Origin of the sequence: Bacillus marinisedimentorum (assembly GCF_001644195.2) — a bacterium.
Classification (GTDB): Bacteria; Bacillota; Bacilli; order Bacillales; family Bacillaceae_O; genus Bacillus_BL; species Bacillus_BL marinisedimentorum.
In genome coordinates, this window is record NZ_LWBL02000026.1 from 1 (window position 1) to 20,728 (window position 20,728).

19 protein-coding genes are annotated in these 20,728 nt (G+C 41.3%); 8 read left to right on the plus strand and 11 right to left on the minus strand.

The genetic code is table 11. The features are described from left to right. The first annotated feature begins 64 nt into the window (after positions 1-64). Positions 65-1,945, plus strand: coding sequence for a DUF5050 domain-containing protein (locus tag A4U59_RS07645; RefSeq protein WP_066172551.1), 1,881 nt, complete (start codon positions 65-67; stop codon positions 1,943-1,945). A gap of 444 nt (positions 1,946-2,389) precedes the next feature. On the opposite strand, the gene A4U59_RS22575 is transcribed toward A4U59_RS07645, so the two are convergent. Next, positions 2,390-2,692 (minus strand): cell wall-binding repeat-containing protein, encoded by a 303-nt coding sequence (locus A4U59_RS22575; RefSeq protein ID WP_083270739.1) that lies wholly within the window; start codon positions 2,690-2,692, stop codon positions 2,390-2,392. Positions 2,693-3,015: 323 nt separating this feature from the next. Here A4U59_RS22575 and A4U59_RS07650 point away from each other — a divergent pair, with 323 nt between their 5' ends. The 5 genes from A4U59_RS07650 to A4U59_RS07670 are packed head-to-tail and all read left to right on the plus strand — an operon-like array spanning position 3,016 to position 8,466. Beyond that, the gene (locus A4U59_RS07650) at positions 3,016-4,509 is read left to right on the plus strand and encodes a sulfatase family protein (protein ID WP_066172554.1); all 1,494 of its coding nucleotides are present in this window, start codon (positions 3,016-3,018) and stop codon (positions 4,507-4,509) included. 23 nt (positions 4,510-4,532) lie between these two features. Further along, positions 4,533-5,354 carry an ABC transporter permease gene (locus A4U59_RS07655; RefSeq protein ID WP_083270740.1) on the plus strand — a complete coding sequence of 274 codons (822 nt, stop codon included), beginning with the start codon at positions 4,533-4,535 and terminating at the stop codon, positions 5,352-5,354. Next, positions 5,354-6,145, plus strand: a complete 792-nt coding sequence (locus A4U59_RS07660; protein WP_066172557.1) for an ABC transporter ATP-binding protein — start codon at positions 5,354-5,356, stop codon at positions 6,143-6,145. Before A4U59_RS07655 ends, A4U59_RS07660 begins: the two co-directional genes overlap by 1 nt. A 12-nt stretch (positions 6,146-6,157) precedes the next feature. Continuing rightward, positions 6,158-7,216 carry an ABC transporter substrate-binding protein gene (locus A4U59_RS07665; protein WP_066172560.1) on the plus strand — a complete coding sequence of 353 codons (1,059 nt, stop codon included), beginning with the start codon at positions 6,158-6,160 and terminating at the stop codon, positions 7,214-7,216. A gap of 44 nt (positions 7,217-7,260) precedes the next feature. Further along, positions 7,261-8,466 (plus strand): ROK family transcriptional regulator, encoded by a 1,206-nt coding sequence (locus A4U59_RS07670; RefSeq protein ID WP_066172563.1) that lies wholly within the window; start codon positions 7,261-7,263, stop codon positions 8,464-8,466. A 241-nt stretch (positions 8,467-8,707) separates the two neighbouring features. Here A4U59_RS07670 and A4U59_RS07675 read toward each other — a convergent pair whose 3' ends face one another. The 9 genes from A4U59_RS07675 to A4U59_RS07715 form a co-directional block, all read right to left on the minus strand. After that, positions 8,708-9,121, minus strand: a complete 414-nt coding sequence (locus tag A4U59_RS07675) for a WapI family immunity protein (RefSeq protein ID WP_066172566.1) — start codon at positions 9,119-9,121, stop codon at positions 8,708-8,710. 82 nt (positions 9,122-9,203) lie between these two features. Further along, entirely contained in the window at positions 9,204-9,683 is a 480-nt protein-coding gene (locus A4U59_RS07680; RefSeq protein WP_066172569.1) for a hypothetical protein, read from the minus strand. Positions 9,684-9,759: 76 nt separating this feature from the next. Then, positions 9,760-10,095, minus strand: a complete 336-nt coding sequence (locus A4U59_RS07685; RefSeq protein WP_066172573.1) for a ribonuclease E inhibitor RraB — start codon at positions 10,093-10,095, stop codon at positions 9,760-9,762. A gap of 13 nt (positions 10,096-10,108) precedes the next feature. Further along, a complete protein-coding gene (locus A4U59_RS07690) occupies positions 10,109-10,513 on the minus strand; it encodes a hypothetical protein (RefSeq protein WP_066172576.1) in 405 nt (134 codons plus the stop codon). Beyond that, positions 10,510-10,929 (minus strand): hypothetical protein, encoded by a 420-nt coding sequence (locus A4U59_RS07695; RefSeq protein WP_245680517.1) that lies wholly within the window; start codon positions 10,927-10,929, stop codon positions 10,510-10,512. The genes A4U59_RS07690 and A4U59_RS07695 overlap by 4 nt, the downstream gene beginning before the upstream one ends. Before the next feature lie 29 nt (positions 10,930-10,958). Beyond that, positions 10,959-11,507, minus strand: coding sequence for an SMI1/KNR4 family protein (locus A4U59_RS07700; protein ID WP_066172578.1), 549 nt, complete (start codon positions 11,505-11,507; stop codon positions 10,959-10,961). Between the two features lie 4 nt (positions 11,508-11,511). Further along, positions 11,512-11,928, minus strand: a complete 417-nt coding sequence (locus A4U59_RS07705; RefSeq protein WP_066172580.1) for an SMI1/KNR4 family protein — start codon at positions 11,926-11,928, stop codon at positions 11,512-11,514. 12 nt (positions 11,929-11,940) lie between these two features. Continuing rightward, positions 11,941-12,759 (minus strand): leucine-rich repeat domain-containing protein, encoded by an 819-nt coding sequence (locus A4U59_RS07710; RefSeq protein ID WP_066172585.1) that lies wholly within the window; start codon positions 12,757-12,759, stop codon positions 11,941-11,943. A gap of 373 nt (positions 12,760-13,132) precedes the next feature. After that, the gene (locus tag A4U59_RS07715; RefSeq protein ID WP_066172588.1) at positions 13,133-15,469 is read right to left on the minus strand and encodes a penicillin acylase family protein; all 2,337 of its coding nucleotides are present in this window, start codon (positions 15,467-15,469) and stop codon (positions 13,133-13,135) included. 341 nt (positions 15,470-15,810) lie between these two features. On the opposite strand from A4U59_RS07715, the gene A4U59_RS07720 reads away from it, so the two are divergent. Next, complete coding sequence (locus A4U59_RS07720) at positions 15,811-18,639, plus strand: M14 family metallopeptidase (protein ID WP_066172591.1); 2,829 nt, start codon at positions 15,811-15,813, stop codon at positions 18,637-18,639. 447 nt (positions 18,640-19,086) lie between these two features. Here A4U59_RS07720 and A4U59_RS07730 read toward each other — a convergent pair whose 3' ends face one another. Next, positions 19,087-19,353: a hypothetical protein gene (locus A4U59_RS07730; protein ID WP_066172596.1), complete on the minus strand. Its 267-nt coding sequence runs from the start codon at positions 19,351-19,353 to the stop codon at positions 19,087-19,089. Between the two features lie 289 nt (positions 19,354-19,642). On the opposite strand from A4U59_RS07730, the gene A4U59_RS07735 reads away from it, so the two are divergent. Beyond that, entirely contained in the window at positions 19,643-20,719 is a 1,077-nt protein-coding gene (locus tag A4U59_RS07735) for a plasmid pRiA4b ORF-3 family protein (RefSeq protein ID WP_066172599.1), read from the plus strand. Positions 20,720-20,728: the final 9 nt, after the last annotated feature.

Genomic DNA, 20,728 nt, shown 5'->3' on the forward strand with positions numbered 1-20,728 from the left:
GTTAGCTAGTTCTATTCCTTAAACAGGATTAGATAAAAAAGACCATCAAGAAAGGAATGATTTTTTGAACAAAATCAAAAAAGGATTTAACCGGTTTTCATTAGTGGCTTTATTACTGATCTCAACTCTTTTCATGCCCACATTTCCTTCAATAGGAGAAAATGGGAAAGCATATGCTGCTGAAATCAATAGAATTTCAGGAAGCTCTCGCTTTCAAACTGCCGTCTCAATTAGTCAAACAGGCTGGCAAAACACTGAGAATGTTGTATTGGCTAATGGTTTTAACTTCCCGGATGCATTGTCAGGGACACCGTTATCCTATGCACTTGATGCACCAATCCTTCTGGTTAATGAGGATAGAATCCCACAATCAACCCTGGATGAGATTAAGAGGTTGGGTCCGAAAAATATTTATCTATTAGGGGGAACAAGTGTAATCAATGATAATGTGTTCAACGAATTAAAAGGAAAGGGATATCAGGTTATCCGAGTGGCAGGAAGCAGCCGGTATAACACTGCTATGGAGATTGGAAAAGAGCTTAGAAAGATAAACAGCCAGGATACTGCTGTATTAGTTTACGGAGATAATTATCCTGATGCTTTAGGTGTAGGAGGCATTTCATCAGAAAAAGGGTGGCCGATCCTTTTTACAGAATCAGATACTTTACATAATGCTACAAAAAAGGCCCTTGATAATTGGGGAATAAAGAAGGTATTCATTGTTGGAGGAACAGCTGTAATAAAAGGTGCTGTCGCTCAAGAGATTAAAGATATGGGTATTTCCGTTGAAAGGATAGCAGGGTCTGGCAGAATAGAGACAAGCATTAAAGTGGCGGAGAAGTTTTACCCCGCAACTGATGGGGCAGTCATATCCACTGGCTTTAACTTCCCTGATGCGTTGTCAGGCGGGCCTCTTGCAGGAAAACTGAGCCGTCCCATTATCCTTGTAAATCCGGACCGTGCTTCTCAAAAAGTGTTAGATTATATTGATTCTGCAAAAGCGAATACTCTAACTATTCTTGGAGGTACCAGTGCCGTTAAGGATAACGTAAAAAATGATATTTCATCATTATATGTTGGTAACTCAGTAGGCAATATTATTAATGGTGGAGTGGTAGCACAAGACGGTGACTGGATTTACTCTATTAATTACGACTCAATATATAAAGTTAAAACAGATGGTACTAACAAAACTAAAATAACCAGTGACCTTGCCGAGTATATAAATGTAACTGATGGATGGATTTATTATAGTAATATTAGCGATGGCAGGACGACTTATAAAATTAAAACTGATGGTACAAATAAAACAAAGCTAAGTGGAACTAGTGGATCCTATATGAATGTAATAGGTGACTGGATTTATTACATAAATTATCGGGAGGGTAATAAGGGGATTTTTAAAGTCAAAACTGATGGAACAAATCTATCGAAGATTAAAGAGGGGTATTTTACAGAACTAAATGTTGTAAATGATTGGATGTATTTTGTCGATACCACTGGTGTTGATAATAGACTTTATAAAATGAAAACTGACGGTTCGAGTCTAACTGAGATTTATAATGGACATTTTACTGATATAAATGTTGTAGGAGACATGATTTATTATATCGATCAATTTGAAAATAGTTCAATCTTTAAAATGAAAACCAATGGCTCGAACAGAACAAAAATCACCAATGTCACTTCGAATAGATTAAATGTTTCTGGTGAGTGGATATACTTTAGAAATGGAGACGACCATAATAAAATATATAAAATAAGAACAAATGGAACAGGTAAGGCAAAAGTGAATAATGATATTTGGTCTCGTGAGATAAATATAGTAGGAGACTGGATTTATTATAAAGTTTCAGTAAGTGAAGGAGACCATTTATATCGAATCAAAACAGATGGAACCCAAAGAGAGCTTATTGCCAAAAACTTAATAATAGAAAGTAATTAATAAAAATTTTCTATCTAAATTAATAATAGAATCCAAATCCTTATCGGCAAAGAATTCAGTGTGAATTCAAGCCGATTAGGATTTTTTATATCCTGAAGAACCGGGGGAAACTCCTTTTACAGGGGCGGCAACTGAAGGGCGACAACATTTACTCTCCCTTTTTCTTAGTAGTTGATTTGAGGAGGTACCCCATGCCGGTTTTTAGGATTTTATTGAGTAGGACGGTTTATTTTACAAACTAGGGGATTATTGAAAGGGCTGTTGTTTTGCAAGTTGATCTTGTGGAATGGCAGTCTTTTTATATGTAAGGGACAACTCATCCCAATGAAGGATTGATTAACCATTTATTTGCAGATGTACAGTTTTAGGAGATAGATAAGTTTGGTTGGTTAATGAAAAGGACCGGTGATTACAGTAAATAATGATCACCGGCCCATTTGGATGTCAGTTAGTGAGTTGAACAACTTCATATACTATGGATGGGTTTATTCCACCTCCTAATTGATGAATGTACTTTGCTTGTTTACTTATTAATACTTTTTTCTGTGACGAATGCAGGCTTTTTTGAGAAACGAGGAGAACAGGGAGCTCCATTTTTGCAGCCAATGGTCCCGCTGTTAAAGCATCCACCAATTTTTCAGTTTCTGAATTCGCAACAAAAATGGTTTGTAAATGTGTTTCGGGATAAAACGTTTCAAATACTTTTGCATTGGGTTCATGGCGGTCTCCACCGCTTCCGAGCAGCAGTCTTAAATTTTAGTTGCTGACATGTCCCGATGTTTTTCAGCCACAATAACATCCTCAATAGAAGTCATACAAATCAATTCCTAACAGCAAAACACCTGATTTATTATTCAAGTTGAAATTATCAATAAAGTATTTTTCCCTTCTTGGCTACAGTAATAAGGATTAAGAGGGGTGTGAAACAACATTTAGCTAATAAAGCTTTTATAATATAAGGATTCTAAATATTTTAAATTATTATTAATTTCATATTGAAATTAATAATCGACAACTGTATAATTCACTATAAGCAACTTGCAAACCCTGGAAAAAGGAGACTGGTAATTGTGAGAATTATTTATTTGGATATTGATTCGTTAAGACCTGACCATATGAGCTGCTATGGCTATGAACGTAAAACAACACCTAATATCGATTCGATTGCCGAAAAAGGTATGCGCTTTCAAAATTGCTTTGCGGCTTCATCCCCTTGTGTACCTTCCAGAGGGAGTTTTATGTCTGGGAGATTTGCGGTTAATCATGGTGCGTTGACACATTGGGGACCAGGTTATGATTTTTATTACCCTGAAGGCGACGGACACAGTAAGAAGTTTCCGTTTTTCACACGTTACCTGAGAGAAGCAGGGTACAAGACAGTAACTTTTTCGTCATTCGGAGATCGCCATCATGCCTGGTGGTACTTTGCAGGATGGAATGAAGTTCATACACATACCCTTAAAGAGGGTAATGAAAATGCTGATGAAGTGAATGAAGCAGTGATTCCGTGGCTCAAAAAGCACGGAAAAAATGAAGACTATTTTCTTCATATACAATATTGGGATCCACACACTTTATATACTTGCCCAGAAAGTTACGCGAAAAAGTGGGAAGATACCCCTGCAAAAGAATTTCCGAGTGAAGAAATTATACAAGAACACCAGAAAGATCATTTTCCTCGTTCGGCCAAGTTTTTACATACGGTGGACGAGTACCCTGATACTATGCCTGGATCTATTAAGAATAGAAGGGATTTCAAACACCTGGTTGATGGCTACGATGGAGCAATACATTATATGGATGAACAAATTGGAAATCTCTTAAAGACTCTTAAGGAACTAGGCATCGAAGACGATGTCTGTTTCATCATTAGTGCAGACCATGGCGAGTCAATGGGAGAGCAAGGTATTTATGGAGAACATGCAAGTGCAACTGAGTCAGTGCATCATTTACCTTTGATTATAAAAGCCCCTGGAACAACAGGTGCAGATTCGGTCTATGATGGCCTGCTATATAATGTGGATGTAATTGCTACCATAACTGATCTGGTTGGCCTTGATATTCCGACAGGGTGGGATGGTGTCTCATTTTTAGATGCCTTAAAAGGGAAAGAAACGGCTGGGAGAGATTACTTAGTCATGGATCATGCACTCTATACATGCCAACGTGCTGTACGTGATTCAAAATGGTATTTCATAAGGACATATCATCCTGGTTTGTATAGGTTTGACGAAGTAACACTTTATGATTTGGAAAATGATCCGCATCAAATAAAGAATGTCGCTAGTGAGTTTCCTGATGTAGTAGAACACATGGATAGCCGCTTGCTTAAATGGGAGCAAAGTCATTTGAGTTTTCCAAGGGCGTTCGTCGATCCGATGCAAAAAGTAATAAAGACAGGTCCATGGAAGTATACCACCCTTGAAGGATGGGCCAGGCATCTAAGGGATAGAGGTTATGAGGAAGCTGCTAAAGCTTACCTAAACAAGTACCTAGCCGGAGAAAGCGATATAGCCTCTGCATATGGGAACAGGAAAGGGGAAGATACCGTTGAGACGTTCTAAAGGCTGTTACGAGGAGGGATCAAATGAAGACGTCGATAGATTCAGGAACTGTGTTAGATCAACCTAAACCGAATAAGGTTCCTTTTTGGAAAAAAATAGATAACAAGTTTATGATAATAATTTCCCTGGCTCTAGGGATAGTGGTGTGGTTTCTGCTTTCAACCATTCCAGCTGTCGGTTCTATATTGTCAAACCCTGTAGTTATTTTTCAGACATTTTTAACGGAAATTAGGGGAGGGGATTTGTTAACTCATATATATACAAGTATTTATCGAGTTCTTGGGGGATTCACCCTGGGTCTCATTGTTGCTATTCCTTTCGCATTCTTAATGGGATGGTATGATCTATTTCGGTCATTGTTTGAACCATGGGTACAGTTCTTCCGTACAATTCCGCCGATTGCGCTTATTCCGCTAGTGATTGTTGCACTTGGAGTGGGAGAAAGTGCAAAGATAGCAGTCATTTTTGTAGCCACATTCCTGGTCATGGTGGTGTCTATTTTTCAGGGTGTACGAAACGTTGACCCTACGCTCATAAAAGCTGCAAGAGTACTTGGGGCCAATGATAAAGATATATTTTTTGAGGTTGTTGTGCCTGCCTCATTTCCTTATATTTTGGTAGGTGTTCGGCTCGGTTTGGCTGCAGCCTGGACTACCCTGGTAGCTGCAGAACTGACAGGGGCTTCAAGAGGACTTGGAAACATGATTATGGAAGCTGGTTTATTTTTTAGAATGGATTTGGTCATCCTTGGGATTATCATGATTGGATTAATTGGTTTTGCGATGGATAAAGGGGTCTTATATTTGGAAAAGAAACTTGCAAGCTGGCAAGAGGTGAGTAAATAGTGAACAACTCAAAAGAAAAACCGAAAATTAAAATCAAAAATCTATCGAAAGTTTTCCATGGAAGAACAGGCGAAGTGATTGCCCTGCAGGATGTCAATTTGGATATTCAGGAAAATGAATTTGTATGTGTGGTGGGCCCTAGTGGCTGTGGAAAAAGTACACTCCTGAACATTATTGCAGGTCTTGAGAAAAAGTCATCTGGAATGGTACAGGCAGATGGTAAAGAAATTGAACGGCCAGGAAATGAAAGAGGGGTGGTTTTCCAGCAATATGCTCTTTTTCCATGGAAGACAGTTATAAAAAATGTGGAATTTGGCCTCAAGCTTAACGGAGTGCCGAAAGATCAAAGACGGAGTAAGGCATTGGAGCATCTTCATATGGTTGGTCTGAATGATTTTGCAAATTCCTATCCAAAGGAATTATCGGGTGGAATGAAACAAAGGGTCGCCATTGCCAGAGCATTTACAGCAGATCCAGATGTTATGTTAATGGATGAACCATTCGGTGCTTTAGATGCCCAGACGCGGGCTCAGTTACAGGAAGAGCTTCTGCATGTTTGGCAAACTGAGAAAAAAACATGCTTTTTTATAACACACGATGTAGAAGAAGCCGTATTGCTGTCTCAAAGAGTAATTATTATGAGTGCACGGCCAGGACGGGTCAAAGAAATAATAGATGTAGATATTCCATATCCAAGGAATCAGGAGACGAAATTATCTGATCGCTACGTTCAAATTAAAAATGAGATTTGGTCAAAAGTATACAAGGAGTATTTAGCGGTAAAAAAATAGGGGGCGATAATAATGAAAAAAAGTTTACTGATTTTGTTGACGCTGGTTTTGTCAGTATTTATTAGTGCGTGTTCAGGAAATACTTCAACTTCCGGAACGGGGAATGAAAATACCAGCGGTGGAAGTTCTTCTGAAGAAAAGGATTCTTCTAACGGTGAAATGCCAACTGTAAATGTAGCATATATGCCAGATATTCATGGAGCAGCCCCTTTAGTCATAGCTCAAGAAAAAGGATATTTTAAAGAAGCTGGAATCAATGTGAATCTGGTTAAGTTTAACAGCGGGCCTCCTGAATTTCAGGCTATGGCAGCAGGCGATATTGATATTGCTTATATCGGACCAGGTGCAACATTTTTGTCCGCTCAAGGCCAGGGAGATATTATTGCGGTGGACAGTTTGAATACTGGCGATATGGTTTTGGCAACAAAAAAGTCAGGAGTAAAAGAAGTTAAAGATCTGGAAGGAAAGACAGTTGGTGTTCCAAAGGGCACTTCAGGGGATATGGTATTGAGTCTTGCTCTTGAAAATGCTGGAGTGGATCCTGGTAAAGTAAATATGGTCAACATGGAAGTGGCTGGAGTAGTATCAGCATTTATTGCTGAGAAAGTTGATGCTGTTGCTATTTGGTCTCCATATACAAATGAAATCGTAAAGCAAGTAGGTGAAGAAAACATCGTTAAGCTTGCTGATAACACTGATTTCTTCCCGGATTATGTTTTTCCGCAAAGTTGGGTTGTCAGCCCTAAATATTTAAAAGAAAATGAAGATAGTGTTACTAAGTTTTTAGAAGCCTGGACAAAAGCAAATGATTTCAGACATGAAAATATTGAAGAAACAGTCAAAATGACCGCAGAGTTTACCGGTATTGATGAAGAATCATTAACTGTACAGGTAGGAACTACCGAATTTCTTTCTTCCAAGGAAATTCAAGAGAAATTTAACGACGGCAGTGCAAAAAAGTGGTATGAAAATTTACAAAAACTTTTTGTGAAGAACGGTAAAATGGAAGAAGTCATTGACGCCAACGAATTTATTAGTCCAGAACCGTTCAATAATGCGGTAAAAGATTAACGTTAAAATATTGATTGCTTCACTAATGAGTTAAGGAGTTTCCGATGCAAACAATTGAATCGATTAAAGATTTTCAAATGAACAAGACATTAAAGGTTATTATGGAACTAGGGCCGATTTCCCGGATTGATATTTCTAAAAAATTGGGAATTCCACAGCCTACAGTTACTCGGATTACCGAAAAATTAATAGAAGAAGGATTAATAAGAGAAAACGGCTTTGGGTTTTCTTCAGCAGGCAGACGACCTGTTTTATTGGAATTTAACCCCACATGCTATTACTCGATAGGCGTGGAACTGGGCCGCTCTGCTATTAAAATCGCTGTTACAGATTTAAGGGGACAAATTCTTTCATTTCATCAGCAAATGACAAATAATAAAGGGAAAATTTCAGATCTTGTAGCTTATATAAACAGAACAATAAATGACCTTCTAATGAAAGCAAGCATAAGTGATGAGGATGTACTTGGTGTTGGATTTGGGATACCTGGCCCTTTGACAGAAACACCTGACGGACTGTTATCCCTTCCGAACTTTTACGATGAAAAAGAAATACCATTGAAAAAAATATTACAGCAAAGAATTAAATATCCGGTTATATTTGATATCAACGCCAATGCCGCAGCTTTAGCTGAAAAATGGTTTGGTAAGGGGAGGGGGTTCCAAAATATTCTATATATCATGGCAGATGCAGGTATAGGTTCTGGTATTATTATGAATGGAGACATCTACCGGGGTAGCCATAAAGAAGCGGGTATTGTAGGACATTCAACTATTGATATCAACGGAGAAAAATGCAGCTGCGGGAACTACGGTTGTCTTGAGACACTTGTCTCTGTTACAAAAGTAATCACGCATGTACAACGAAAACTCAAATTAAATTCAAATGATGAATATTTCAAGGATAAAACTTCGAATTTAGATGTAAGTAATATCACCCTTGAAGATGTATTTTCTGCATATGCAGGCGGTTCTACCATAGCCTCCGAAGCACTGGAAGAAGCAGGATTGTATCTCGGCATAGGGGTAGCGAACTTAATTAGTTTCTTTGATCCTGAACTGGTTATTATCGGTGGGAGGCTTGGAAACAAAGAAGTAGATATTGCAAAAACAGTTGAGTCTGTAATTAATAAACGAGTCCTGGGTAATGGTGGCCGTAAGACACCGGTCATCTCATCGGACTTTACCGAAGGAGTAGTATTAGGGGCTGCTGCTCTTGTGATTAATGAATCGTTCAGTTTTTTTAATTAAGTTGAATTTAAAAGGTGAATATTATTGATTGTATCGCTTAGTGTGATTTTGCGATAAAGAGTTGTTTATTCGCCATTCATTATAGGCGGAAAAACGGCTCTTTTTTGTAAATAGTATTGGTTAGTACACTGCACTACAAGAAGATCTCTTATAGTTCTGTGTCTGCATTGGTGCCTGACCCCCGGCGCTTTAAACCGCCGGGGGTCAGGCACCTTTTAGGAAGCGCGAGAATGTCCTGGTGTTATCTCTTTCGCACCGCAGGAAAACCTGCCAAAATCAATTCCAGCCCCTCAATAAACTCATCCACAAACGTCAAATCCGTCTCAAAATCAAACTCGAGCTTGGGTCCCGTGCCGACAGGGGACTGGACATACCCTTCTATGCCAACATCCTTCTTCTTTGATAGAAAACGGATTGTCAATTCAAAATACGGCTCTGTAGGTTCAAAAATGACTTCGTCTTTTTCTAACGAAGAGAAAGAACGCAGCTCTCCAAGGTAGTATTGAATGATTGTTCCTTCCAGAATGACTTCATCCACTTCAGCCTTGAATCCGGGCGCAGTGAAGGTCAAATAGTTTCTATGCCAGTCCGCATCATCGGAATTATCGGCATCAGGATACGCAAAATCATATGTGCAAATTTTAAAAGATGTCATTCCATCCTGTGAACGTATCTCAGCATAAGGAAATCGAGAAAAATAGTCAGTTTTCAAGAGGGTCTCCTTTCATTGATTCACACTATAATTCCTTTACTGGAAGGGGAGGCTGCACTTCATGTAAAGCCTTATGAATCTCTCTCCGTAAAGTTGTTTTTGGAATAATGAACTTCAAGTCTTTATCACTTTTCAACTTAATGATTATTGTCCCGTTATCATGAAAACCAGTATGCAAGGTTCCCTTTTTATTAACTAGGATTTCCTGAATATCCCGGTGGTTGATTGAAAAGTTTTCCTTTATCCTGAGCAATTCAAAAACCTGGTTTTGTTGGATGCTCTCATCGTAACTCTTTTCCATTTGAGACTGCCTTTTCTCCACTTTATTGAATCCGAAAAGAAAGAGTAGTTGGGCAATGCCGGGTACTTGGTTTTCAAACGCATCCCGATTATGAAATTGGCCGCCCAGTTTTATGAAGAGTAGGGATGTATCCGTTACGTATACTTTATAAAAAAGATCTCCTCTGGTCATTCTTGGTTTAATTACATAAAAGCTGCTGATCATGGCGTACTCCTTAATAAGTCATATGAATAGTGTAGTCTGAAGGCGGGCCTTAGCTAAACGCAGCTATGGTTTGTTTCTACTCAACCATCATTCCCCAGCCGTCAATATAGCCATTGTAAGGCTGGCATATTTCATTAAGCTGCTGTTGAATCGCGATGATATCTTCATAGTTTAATAGCATGTTGATATAGCAATAACAGGTCCAATCTCCCGTTTCCTCATCCAACTGCAATTCACCGTTAAATCCGTGTGTGCGTATTGCTGATAATACTTTTTCACCACTTACTTGATCTGGGACCGCAATGACAAAATCGACGTTCTGCGGAATATTGAAATCCACACCCTTTTTATACAGCATCTTCAAAACTTGTCCATCTTCATCATTCGGAAACTTTTTTGGAAATAGTCTCATCGTTTTGGTCTCCTTACTCGTCCGTTGAATTCAGGATTTCTTTGATGTATTCGTGAATTTCTTTCTTTACTTCTTCGGGTGTTTCTTCTATTAACTCACCGGCAACTTTGCTGCCGGGAAGATTCCTTGATGTGGGCATGCCAAGGAAGTATCGGTCGCACTCCCAGATTTTTATCACATGCAAGTCGATCAATTCCTCTGTTTCATCTGATATGCCGATTGAAATGGCGGAGCGATACCCAGGTGTAAACGGGTCGATTCCTTCCTTATCAAAATCTGCGTCCAAAACGAGATTTATCTTAACAAAATCAGATGTGTACGCATTCTTTACGTTTTCAAGCCGACTTTCCAGCTTCTTTTCTGTGCTTTGAATGTTGTCACGCAGTCTTGTATTGAACTGTTTTTGCTGATATTTCATCTATCACCACTCGATTCTGATCGAAATATTGAACCGGATCCGCCAGGTAATGAAACGATATGAAACCCGTTATCCGCCTGCAATTGCCAGCCTTCAAAATAACTGCTGTCGTGGAACAGATCTAGATAAAGTTTCTCTTTAAATTCGATGATCAAGTCGGAGGTATTTTCAAAATGATAGATCGCCGCAATTTCCGTTCCTGTTAAAACCTTTTCAACATTTTTAGAGGAGTATCTGTCTGGCGCATGAATACAGTCCGAATATCCAATGATGATTTCCTTCGATGTTCGCAGTCTCCAGGGGCACTCAATTGTCAGCACTGCAGATTCAAATAAAAGACCGTTTAGCATGCCATCAACCGAGTTGATTTTAATGACCTTCTGCCCGATAAAATAGGTAAAATCAATTTCACTCACTGTCATCTTTTCCAGCCTCTGCTGTGCGTCTATTCAAATTCATAGTAAGTTCCCTCTTCTATATCTTTTTTCCCCTCTCGGATGAATTCTTTGAGGAATGTTCTGAAATCCTGGAATGTCTGAATGACTTTTTTTGTTCTGAAATCAATTTCCAGCACTTGTTCATCTGCTTTAATGACATAGTATGTGTTTTTTACGAAAGAGTCTGCAAAGATGAAATGGTCGGACGGTGTTCGCTTTTTTCGATAAAGACCCTGCATAGATTCCAGGTTAAATGCTAAATGAACCTGTTCCTCGCTGTTTAGGCCTTTATACGTTTCCGCATCTTTTCCAGCGATTCTCAACAAATCAAACAGCCAGCAGCCATTATAGGCTTTCAAAAATTCCCGGTAGGATGAATGAAAGGATTGATCCAGTACTTTTTCAAAACGCTGGACTTCTTCCTCTGTTAACGGGGGCTGTAACGTACTATGCCATCTTCCTTCCCCTAAATGGCCGTAGAGGACGGTGTTGGTCCGTAACTTCTTCTGATCATCCCTGTATATCTCATTCATTTCTTCGCGCAAAAAATCGAACACGGAGTCACCTGCCTTCATCTGCTTCTGATAGAATAAATTGTTTTAAATCAGGTGCATATTCTTCGATCTCTTCCGTTTCATGGTCCCAAATATAAAGGATGTTACCCATTTGACCGTTCGTGGCCTTGAAACATAACCGATCGCCGGAACCATCATCAGCAATGACGATGAGGTGCTCGGATATTCCTTCTTCCCTGGCTAACGTGTTTTGCCTCACGACATCATCCCATGTCTTTTTCAGATTTCGTTTGTCTTTGATAGGGTAAAGAATCCATTCGCCGATTTCAGCATTATTCACCAGCTTACATAGTTCCCTGTACTGTTCTGGGAACGCTGCACCAAGTTTTTCCTCGGCAGCCTTTATGTCCTCTTCTTTGGCACCGGGTTTTCTTGTGGGGATGATTGATAGCATATCTTTCATGCTTAACACCACCTATAATTGATACTTGGCCTGAAACGCTGTGAACTGAGCTTCGTATTTTTGTAGTCTTTTGCCATCCGTTTGAGAATTTAAAAACGGCTTTCGTTTCCCAACCACCATGACGTCCTTCTCGTTAATTGGATCGTCCATTTTTACGTATGGTTGAAATTTGTCGCAATGCGTAATTGGTAGAGCGATGGATAATCTCGCATATTCCTCGGTAGGAAATTGATTGGAGATGCTCAATTCTTGCAGCTCTTTCAGGTGTGATATCGGTTCCAGTGACTCGGTTTGGACTTTTATGTTTGATAAGCCAAGAAATTTTAGCTGACTTAACTTCTGCAATGGCTCAAGTGTGTCCAGTTTTAATGTATTCCAAATGCCGCCGGCCAGGTCTAAGAGTTCGAGAGATTTGCTGTTTTGTATAGGGCTGATATCGTTCAGCTTTGAAAAGTCTGTTATCGACAGCGCCTTTAGGGATACGTTTTGAGATAGATCCCATAAATGAGCGGCTTTTGTATTCCACTCCAGTGCCATTACTTCTACGTTTGTTTGATTCTCCAAAAGCGACAGGTCGTCCACTCTCATTTCATAGATATAGAGCATTTTTGGATTGACTAAGCTCATGATGGTGTCGAACTCACGCTGATTGACTGTGTAGATCCAGAGTTTTTCCAGGATTGAGAACGAACGCAGCCTTTCCAGATTCTTTGTTTTACCGCGGATGAGCAGCTCGGTTGCGGCTTCATCTGCATTTGCCAGGTCATTGATAAACTCTGGCCGTACGTCGATACGGAAGAGGTATTGTGGGTGTTTTTCTAAAAACAGCATGGCTTTTCCTCCATTTTAAAAAAAGACCGATTTCATTACGGTCCTCTCACAGTTCAGTCGTTCTTTGTGTTGCCTTTAGATTTTGGAAGTCTTTTAAGTTAAATATAGCCTATGGGAATAAAAGGATACAATCTATATTTTTGCAATTTAGAAAAAATAGTGGAATCAGTGCCTGGGGCCTATTGAAACGCCCTCAACACAAAGCGATCTCGCACATAATACAATTATTCAAAATAAGTGACCCGATATTCCGAAGGGGAGTTAGTTGAGTCGAGATGCTGTTATTCTCCGTGCATAGGCGAAGGTTTTTTGAAGAACGTTTGTTAGAGACATAAGAAAAATTCCCGGGAAACTCTTCCCGGGAACTTATGAATCACCTCTTGTTTGGTTTCAAAATGTCTAAATTCATCGGTTTATACTCCCAATCCGCATACATCTCCCGCTGATCATCAAAATGCGGTGACCGCCTGTCTCCACTCTGGCCTGGAGGAAGGATATTGACGCTTTTGGCATCTTTTCTCGTGAATTCGATAATCTGGTTGTATGTGCCTCGGTTCATGTAAGGAATTGGTTCAACTCCGCCTGCACCCAGTTTGCTGAAATTAATTTTACGGATCGGAGCGAAATAATCTCCATTTAAGTCTGCCACTTCTTCAAGAGACGATGTCACAATTTGATTCAAGTCGATCGGTCCGAGAAATGAGTAGTTGGCTTGCAGTGTTTCCTGGTCCGCCAATAAAATGTTATACAACAAATCGTTCGTGTCGACCCCAGTGCCTTTTAAACCGCTTAGCACAGTTCCCTTTACCTCTTCAAACCACTTATCGAAAATCGCTGTACCTTGTGCATCATAAAAATCATTCTTGTCTTGGTCGGTGAAATAACCGTCCCATTCCCCCACCAGTGATACAGCTTCCTGTGCTTCTTCTGAGAGGGAGTCACGATTTACCTTTTCCAACAGTACACCCTTAAAGAAATAGGCTTCCAGGTCAACAGTTCCTGCTTTCTTATTGATTTCTTTCATATCAGCGAAGGAAATGGAGTGATCAACTGCCAGCTGGTCCAGAATGAACTGCGCACGGTGCGTTTTTCCGAAAATCCATTCCGTGTTATCCCAATCAGGGCTCGGTTTGTTGTTCCAGTTAGCGACAACTCCCTGTTTTGGATTGACTGCATGGGGAAGGGTATCAGGCGATTCGATTCCCTGCCATTCTTCAGAGCCGTCTCCATTCATCGGCAGGCGGCCGTCTTTACCTTCAGCACGGGTGGCCTTTCGTCCGGCCATCCAGTACCCGATGTTACCCTGCTTATCGTTGTATAAGAAGTTATGGGAAGTCGGGATTTGGTGGACGCCCTCTTCAAACTGTTTAATGTTATGGGCACGGTTAAAGGTCCAAAATCCGGTCATGGCGTTCAGTTCCTGTTCCCAGTGAGCCCGTTTTTGTGTGTAGGCAACCTGGTTGTCCTTATAAATAACAGGACCGTAAACACTTCGATAAACTTTGTAATTCAGCGGTTCTTTACCTACTGCTTTAATTGTTTCATTCCGGACTTCAAAATCGACCCACTTTCCATTGTATAAGTACTGCTCAGAGTTAGTCGGATTGATTTTTAAAACGAACGTATCGATCTGATCTCCACCGCCGGTTGTTGTCGTCCAGGAATAATCGTTTCCTCTCCCGATTAGAGGTATCCCTGCAGCGCCGGCAAACGCCATTCCAACCGTGTTATATCCAGCACCATGAAGGCCGATTTCATGGGCGATTTGCGGTACCGAATAACCCATCTGCGGCCCGCCGAGGAGAAGGGTTCCGCCTGACTCGCTGCGGGAAGGCCCGATAATCCAGGCATTGCTTCCCCCCTTATGTGGAAAACCATAAGCTTTTTCAATGTCGAGTTTCATCTGTTGTTCTTTTTCTAACTGCCGGGCAACTTTCTCAGCTTCAGGGAACTTCTGGCTCTTGAAGTCCTTTTTAGGAGAATGTTTGGTGCTCTGGTTGCTTTCTTCTGTCAGTGAAACAGGTGCTTCAGGATCATTTTTCCAGTAGACTGTTTCGAAAGCTTTTAATCCTTCTTCTGGTCCCAGTTTCTCTACCAGGCCATTCAATAGATTCACTGTGTTTAATTCTCCGCCACCGCTTTCACCAAAACGGCGCACCATCAGCTGCTGAACTTTTAACGAATCAATGATTGTCCATTTTGCCGGTTTCTTTCCCTGGAATTCTAACGGCAGGGCTGAAAATGGTACCGTTTCGATATAGTGGTTGATCCCTTCAATATAAGCGTGCATGCCATTCTGTACATACTCGGGGAGAGAGAGGAACTGGTTCATAATCTCCTCGTCTGTGTAGCCATCCCGGCGAATCACCATATCTTGTGCTATGTTTTGGTCAGTTCCACCGAAGAATTCAGTCATTCGCCCGCTTGCGACAATGCGGGACAATTCTGCCTGCCAGAGCCTGTCCTCAGCCATTGCGAATCCTGTGCCAAAGAACAAGCTGCTTTCATCATCTCCGTAAACATGAGGCACACCATAGCTGTCACGAGCGATTTTCACTTCATGTCCCTGATGCTTTAGGAGTTTGGTAGATTCAACCGTGACAGAATGTGATGCGGGCGTTTTTGCGGCTGCTGCGTCATAGAGTGGGCCGGTAATGAGGCTGGTCATGAATAAAGCAGTGGATACAATCGTAACAAGTCCTTTTTTCAACTATTTTTCCCCCTTATTATGTAATTCATTTCTATTATAAAATTAGTAGACTGAATATTTTGTAAACTGTTGGAGTATTAAAGCAAGAAAAGGAGGTTTCTTTCGACATATGAATAGAATGGTGAAAAAGGTGCCTGACCCCCGGCGCTTTAACGCGCCGGGGGTCAGGCACCTTTTTACCAATACTTTATAATCACAAAATGAAAGATTACAAACCCCTGCCAGCATCCTTTCCTAATGATATCTCCCTATCTTTTGGAAAATAGTCGAAATCTTCTAACATAATTTGCTATATTTATTTCGAAATGCGAAAAATATACATAGAAGGGAAGGATACGTTAATGAAGAAGCATTTTGCGGGCTTGTTAGCATTTGCGATGGTGCTGTCTGTATTTTTCCAGACGACGTTCCCTGTTTTTGCAAATGAAACAGCGGACAACGTCACAGTAACAGAACTGGATGTAAGCAGAGACTTATTTTCTATTACGGAAGCCAGAACAGTTGAGGTTTCGGCCGATTTTGGAGAGCAGGTTGATTTAAGCCAGCTGGAGTTCCAATTCGGCGGAAAGAATCTGGCAGAATGGAAGAGCTGGAACTCGGATGATAAGACGTTTACCGGAGATCCTTTTATTACGGTCGTGGAGGAGCCTCATTATGTAGATGGGACAACGAAAATTGAGGCGACACTGGATTTCGGTCTTCTATTCAATACGGACAATCTATCAAACAGGACAATAAGGGTTCTCTATCAGCAGTTTATCGGCGATTATGAGCTGGCGCTGGTCAATGCTGCAGATCATGAACAGGCTGCTGCAACGGTCAAGCTGAATGTCTATGATGAATTTTTATTTTACGAGCAGCTGAAACCGGCGATCGACCAGGTTTTTGAAAAGGCAGAGGCGGATGAATCGAATAATCGTTACCTCGAGTATCAAAGCATTGGCAAGACCGTTGAGGGACGGGATCTTCACTTTGTCATTCTTGCTAAAGACAAGGCGGCTGTTGATCGATATTTAAATGAAACATTACCGACAGCTCTTGAAAACCCGGAGGCATTGCTTGAAAAAATGGAGAATGGAACGATGGGAGATTATCAGGTTCCGGTGTGGATCAATAACATCCATCCTGATGAAGCGCAGGGAGTGGATGCCCAGGTTGAATTGCTTGAGAAATTTGCGCTCGGAGATGAAATCACGTTTGATTTTGGGGCAGGGGATGAAAAAAGAAGCGAGACGCTGAACGTCGATCAGGTTCTTGACGATGTCATCTTCCTATACATGTTCACCAACAACCCGGATGGCCGTGTGGCAAATACACGTGCAAATGCGAACGGTTTTGACTTGAATCGTGACAACCACTACCAGACCCAGGTGGAAACGCAGCAGGTGACCGAAACCATTGCAAAATGGACGCCGCTGTCATTCCTTGATATGCATGGTTTTGTAAATGGGTTTTTGATCGAGCCGACAACTCCGCCGCACAATCCGAACTTTGAATATGACTTGCTGTATGACAATATGATTGAAGAAGCCCATGCGATGGGGAAAGCGGGGATTGGCAACTCCGAGCTCGATTCTTATTTTATACCTGCACTTGCCTGGGATTCAGGCTGGGATGATATGACTCCGGCGTATACCGCGATGTACGCAATGCTTCATGGCTCAATGGGCCATACGATCGAAGTTCCTGCTTTGAGTCAGGATTCCTATCATGCCATGGTCGGGACAGGCCTGGGGGCAGCCTTGTTTGTGACAGAAAACAAAGACGAATTGTATAAAAACCAGCTTGAAATCTTTAAGCGCGGTGTCAACGGGGAAGATAACCGTGCTGTCGATCCCTATTTTGTCAACGCTGATGGTGAAGAAATCGGCCGTGTCCGAGGCGAGAATGAAAACTTCTTCCCGGAATACTATGTCATTCCGACAGACAGCAAGGACCAAAAAAATAACCTTGAAGCGCATAAAATGGTGGACTATCTACTCCGCAATGGCGTTAAAGTGGAACAAACCACACAAGATTTGGAAGTGAACGGAACGGTGTATCCAGAAGGCACTTATGTTGTGCCGATGGATCAAGCAAAACGCGGCCTGGCAAATGCGATGCTCTATACCGGAGATAACGTATCCGACTGGGATGCTATGTACGATCCAATCGTTGTGAACTTCCCGGATTTGCGCGGCTTTACTATTGATGAAGTTCGTGTTGATGGTACCTTTGAAGACAACATGACTAAAGTTGAAAGTGTGACGCTGCCGACAGGTGAAGCAGTCGGGAAGGCGCCGAAGCAAGTGCTGGCCAACTCGAATAACAGTACGGTTGAGCTGGTGAATGAACTTTTAAAAGACGGCAAAACCGTTGAAAGGGCAATGGAGACAAAAGGGAAGGTAACCAAAGGGGATTTCATTGTCAAAACGGCAGATCTTGTTGCATATCAAGAATATTATTTTGAGGCTCATCCGCTAGGAACATCCAAGAAGGTGAAAACAGAAAAGCTGGAGCTGCCCAGGGTTGCTGCTGCCGGTTCTGACCAGCTGGCATTCTCGCTGAAGCAGCTTGGTTTCGAACTTGTGGATGAGGCAGATGCGGATGTGATTGTCAGTGATGGCAGAGCCTTTAATCCGGACGCCATTTCCGGAAAATCATTTGTGGGAATCGGTTTGTATGCGCTCAACGCTGTGAAAGAAAGTGGTGCACTGCCTGGCTATGACTTCGAATCCACCGCGCAATGGGCTGGACATGAAGGGCTGGTCAAAGCCACTGTCAGCGACCACATTCTAACATCCGGATATGAAGAGAACGAGCTGCTCTACACAACATCAGGGGCATGGATCACTTCCGTTCCTGAAGATGCGGAAGTGCTGGCATCCTTCAGCAGCAGTGATGATTTCTATGTCGCCGGCTGGTGGCCTGGGCATGAAGCTGCAAAAGGACAGGTAATGGCCTTTACAAAAGATTTCGAGGACGCATCAATCACCCTTTTTGCGAATGATCTCGCTTTCAGGGGCCATACCCAATACAGCTACCGCCTGATCGCCAACAGCATCTTTGATTCTGTCGGCACCGAAGTTGTTAAGAAAGGTAAAGGAATAATGAAAGGTAAAGAAGTGAAGGACAAGGATAATAAATTGGAGAAATCTATCTTTGAGAGAGGGAGAGACAGGGAGGATTGATCTTCAAGAAGGGACAAGGTGCCTGTCCCCTACCACATTAAAGTGGAGGGGGCAGGCGCCTTTTTGTAGGTGAGAAGTTGATTTTGATAGAGGAGAGAGGAGAAGACCAGTGGTATATGTTAACTTTTGATAGAAAGAAAAATTAAAACAAACGCATTGGGGAAAACTAACTTTCACCTGGAAAAAGCACAGCTAATATAACGACATTTCTATCTATCGACGTGAAATAAACTCTGAACTTTTTAACAACGATCCTTGATATTCCTTTATAATTGCCAAATTCTTCAGTGTACCATTTGCCGATTACATCATTCTTTAGAAGTTCTTCTGTTTCCAGGATAAACTGAGAAATAAAGTCAAAGGTTTCTTCTGGTGTAAACCTTTCACTTCGATACTTAGTAAGTTTTTGCTTAACCGCAGGTGACCAAACCACCCTTCGGTTGTACATTAAGTAAAGTCCTTTTTGGAAAGTGAATTTAACAGCTCTGACGTGGTCATACTTTGGCCATTTTTATACTGTTCCATGCTTTCTTTTAACATCCGTTTAAGTTCTGGATTTTCTTCAGTTTCAATGTGAATGGACTGTTCGTCTTCTTCTTGCAGAACAAGTGTGAATTTCCCTTTGCCAGGAATGGAAAACTGAAAGACGGAGTTTTCGCTATTCATATTGGAGATATGCTTCATTAACTCTTCGGAAGAATGGATTTTCCCCATTTTGTCACCACCGTTTAGATACTTTTCATTATAATATCATATTATTCATGATGTCTGTCAGTGATGGTGTACTCTCCGAATATTACTGTTTAAGGGAACAAGAGTACGGATAAGTTACCCCTATTTCATGTTCAAAATATAAATTTTATAATGAGGCAGTGACTAACAATATTGGTGCCTGCCCCCCAAGGCGTTAAAGCGCCGGGGGTCAGGCACCTTTTTGCAACTGTTTATATAACCAGCCACCATAGTTATAATGTAACTATCAATAAAGAATCGAGGTCGATCTATGCTTATCCAATGCACTAAAAAGCTTCTTGACAAACTGAAACGGAAACCTGAAACCGAGTCGGAGGAAACGAATCCGGTCTTCTCATGGCATGCCAATTTGCTGACCCAAAACCGCCGCAATACCGTCGTGCTGGTCAATGATTCCAATCGTTATGTCATCGTTCTTCATGGATTGAAAGCAAAGGACTTCCAGAAAATCGACCAACTGATTGTACAAGCCATTCGTGAAACCTTTCAGGCAGAGGGGATAAGAGAAGAGTTGATCGAACAGTATATCCAGGACGCCGGTGAAATCAGGTTCACTAAAACAAAAGACCGTACTTCTGTTGCCAGAATGAATTCCTCATGTGAGCCGGTATATTATCATGATGAATTATTTGACGAGACATCAATTGTTCAGACGGCAATGAGCAAAAGGGCTAGCCGGAATCTGGTTGGTGCAGGGAAGAAGAACAGCTACATAGAGGGATATGAAGAGTTATATAAAGATCTGGAGACACTTTACGGTGCGCCGATTTTCAACATGAAAGCTGCAGAATTGAAAGTCTCCTTGCTTCTTGACAACCATGAGGTGTGGCGGAAATTGATCGTGCCGGTAAATGTGACTTTCAGCGAGCTTCACGATGTAATCCAGGCGGCTTTTGACTGGAAGGATAGCCATTTACATGAGTTTTTGATCTATCACTCAGATGATCAGCCGCCTCTTTCTTTGGTCGTCAATGAGAGGTTTATTGCCAATAGTGTTGGAGAGGCGGAGCTTGAAGAAGAGGAGAGATTGGCTGACCATTTAAATGCAAAGATTGAATATATTTATGACTTTGGGGATTCCTGGGAACACGAAATTGAAGTGGGAAATATAAAAGAAGATTATGATAAAAATTATCCTGTTTGTTTGGAAGGAAAGGGAAATACGCCCCCTGAGGATGTTGGCGGTGAGCCGGGTTATGATTCGTTCCTGGAGATCATAGCTGATGAAACGCATCCGGATTATCAACATACTTATCATTGGGGTAAGCTACAGGGATATAAGGAGTTTGAGTTAGAAAAAGTGAACCGGAGGTTAAAGCACCTATAAGGTGTTTGC

What these genes read in the sequence shown, in the direction of transcription:
- A4U59_RS07705 (WP_066172580.1), bottom strand. Translation starts at nt 11,928, where the DNA reads ATGAAAGATATGCTATCAATCATCCCCACAAGAAAACCCGGTGCCAAA.
- A4U59_RS07735 (WP_066172599.1), top strand. Translation starts at nt 19,643, where the DNA reads ATGCTTATCCAATGCACTAAAAAGCTTCTTGACAAACTGAAACGGAAA.
- A4U59_RS07720 (WP_066172591.1), top strand. Translation starts at nt 15,811, where the DNA reads ATGAAGAAGCATTTTGCGGGCTTGTTAGCATTTGCGATGGTGCTGTCT.
- A4U59_RS07655 (WP_083270740.1), top strand. Translation starts at nt 4,533, where the DNA reads ATGAAGACGTCGATAGATTCAGGAACTGTGTTAGATCAACCTAAACCG.
- A4U59_RS07680 (WP_066172569.1), bottom strand. Translation starts at nt 9,683, where the DNA reads ATGATCAGCAGCTTTTATGTAATTAAACCAAGAATGACCAGAGGAGAT.
- A4U59_RS07710 (WP_066172585.1), bottom strand. Translation starts at nt 12,759, where the DNA reads ATGCTGTTTTTAGAAAAACACCCACAATACCTCTTCCGTATCGACGTA.
- A4U59_RS07690 (WP_066172576.1), bottom strand. Translation starts at nt 10,513, where the DNA reads ATGAAATATCAGCAAAAACAGTTCAATACAAGACTGCGTGACAACATT.
- A4U59_RS07675 (WP_066172566.1), bottom strand. Translation starts at nt 9,121, where the DNA reads ATGACATCTTTTAAAATTTGCACATATGATTTTGCGTATCCTGATGCC.
- A4U59_RS07730 (WP_066172596.1), bottom strand. Translation starts at nt 19,353, where the DNA reads ATGGGGAAAATCCATTCTTCCGAAGAGTTAATGAAGCATATCTCCAAT.
- A4U59_RS07685 (WP_066172573.1), bottom strand. Translation starts at nt 10,095, where the DNA reads ATGAGACTATTTCCAAAAAAGTTTCCGAATGATGAAGATGGACAAGTT.
- A4U59_RS07670 (WP_066172563.1), top strand. Translation starts at nt 7,261, where the DNA reads ATGCAAACAATTGAATCGATTAAAGATTTTCAAATGAACAAGACATTA.
- A4U59_RS07665 (WP_066172560.1), top strand. Translation starts at nt 6,158, where the DNA reads ATGAAAAAAAGTTTACTGATTTTGTTGACGCTGGTTTTGTCAGTATTT.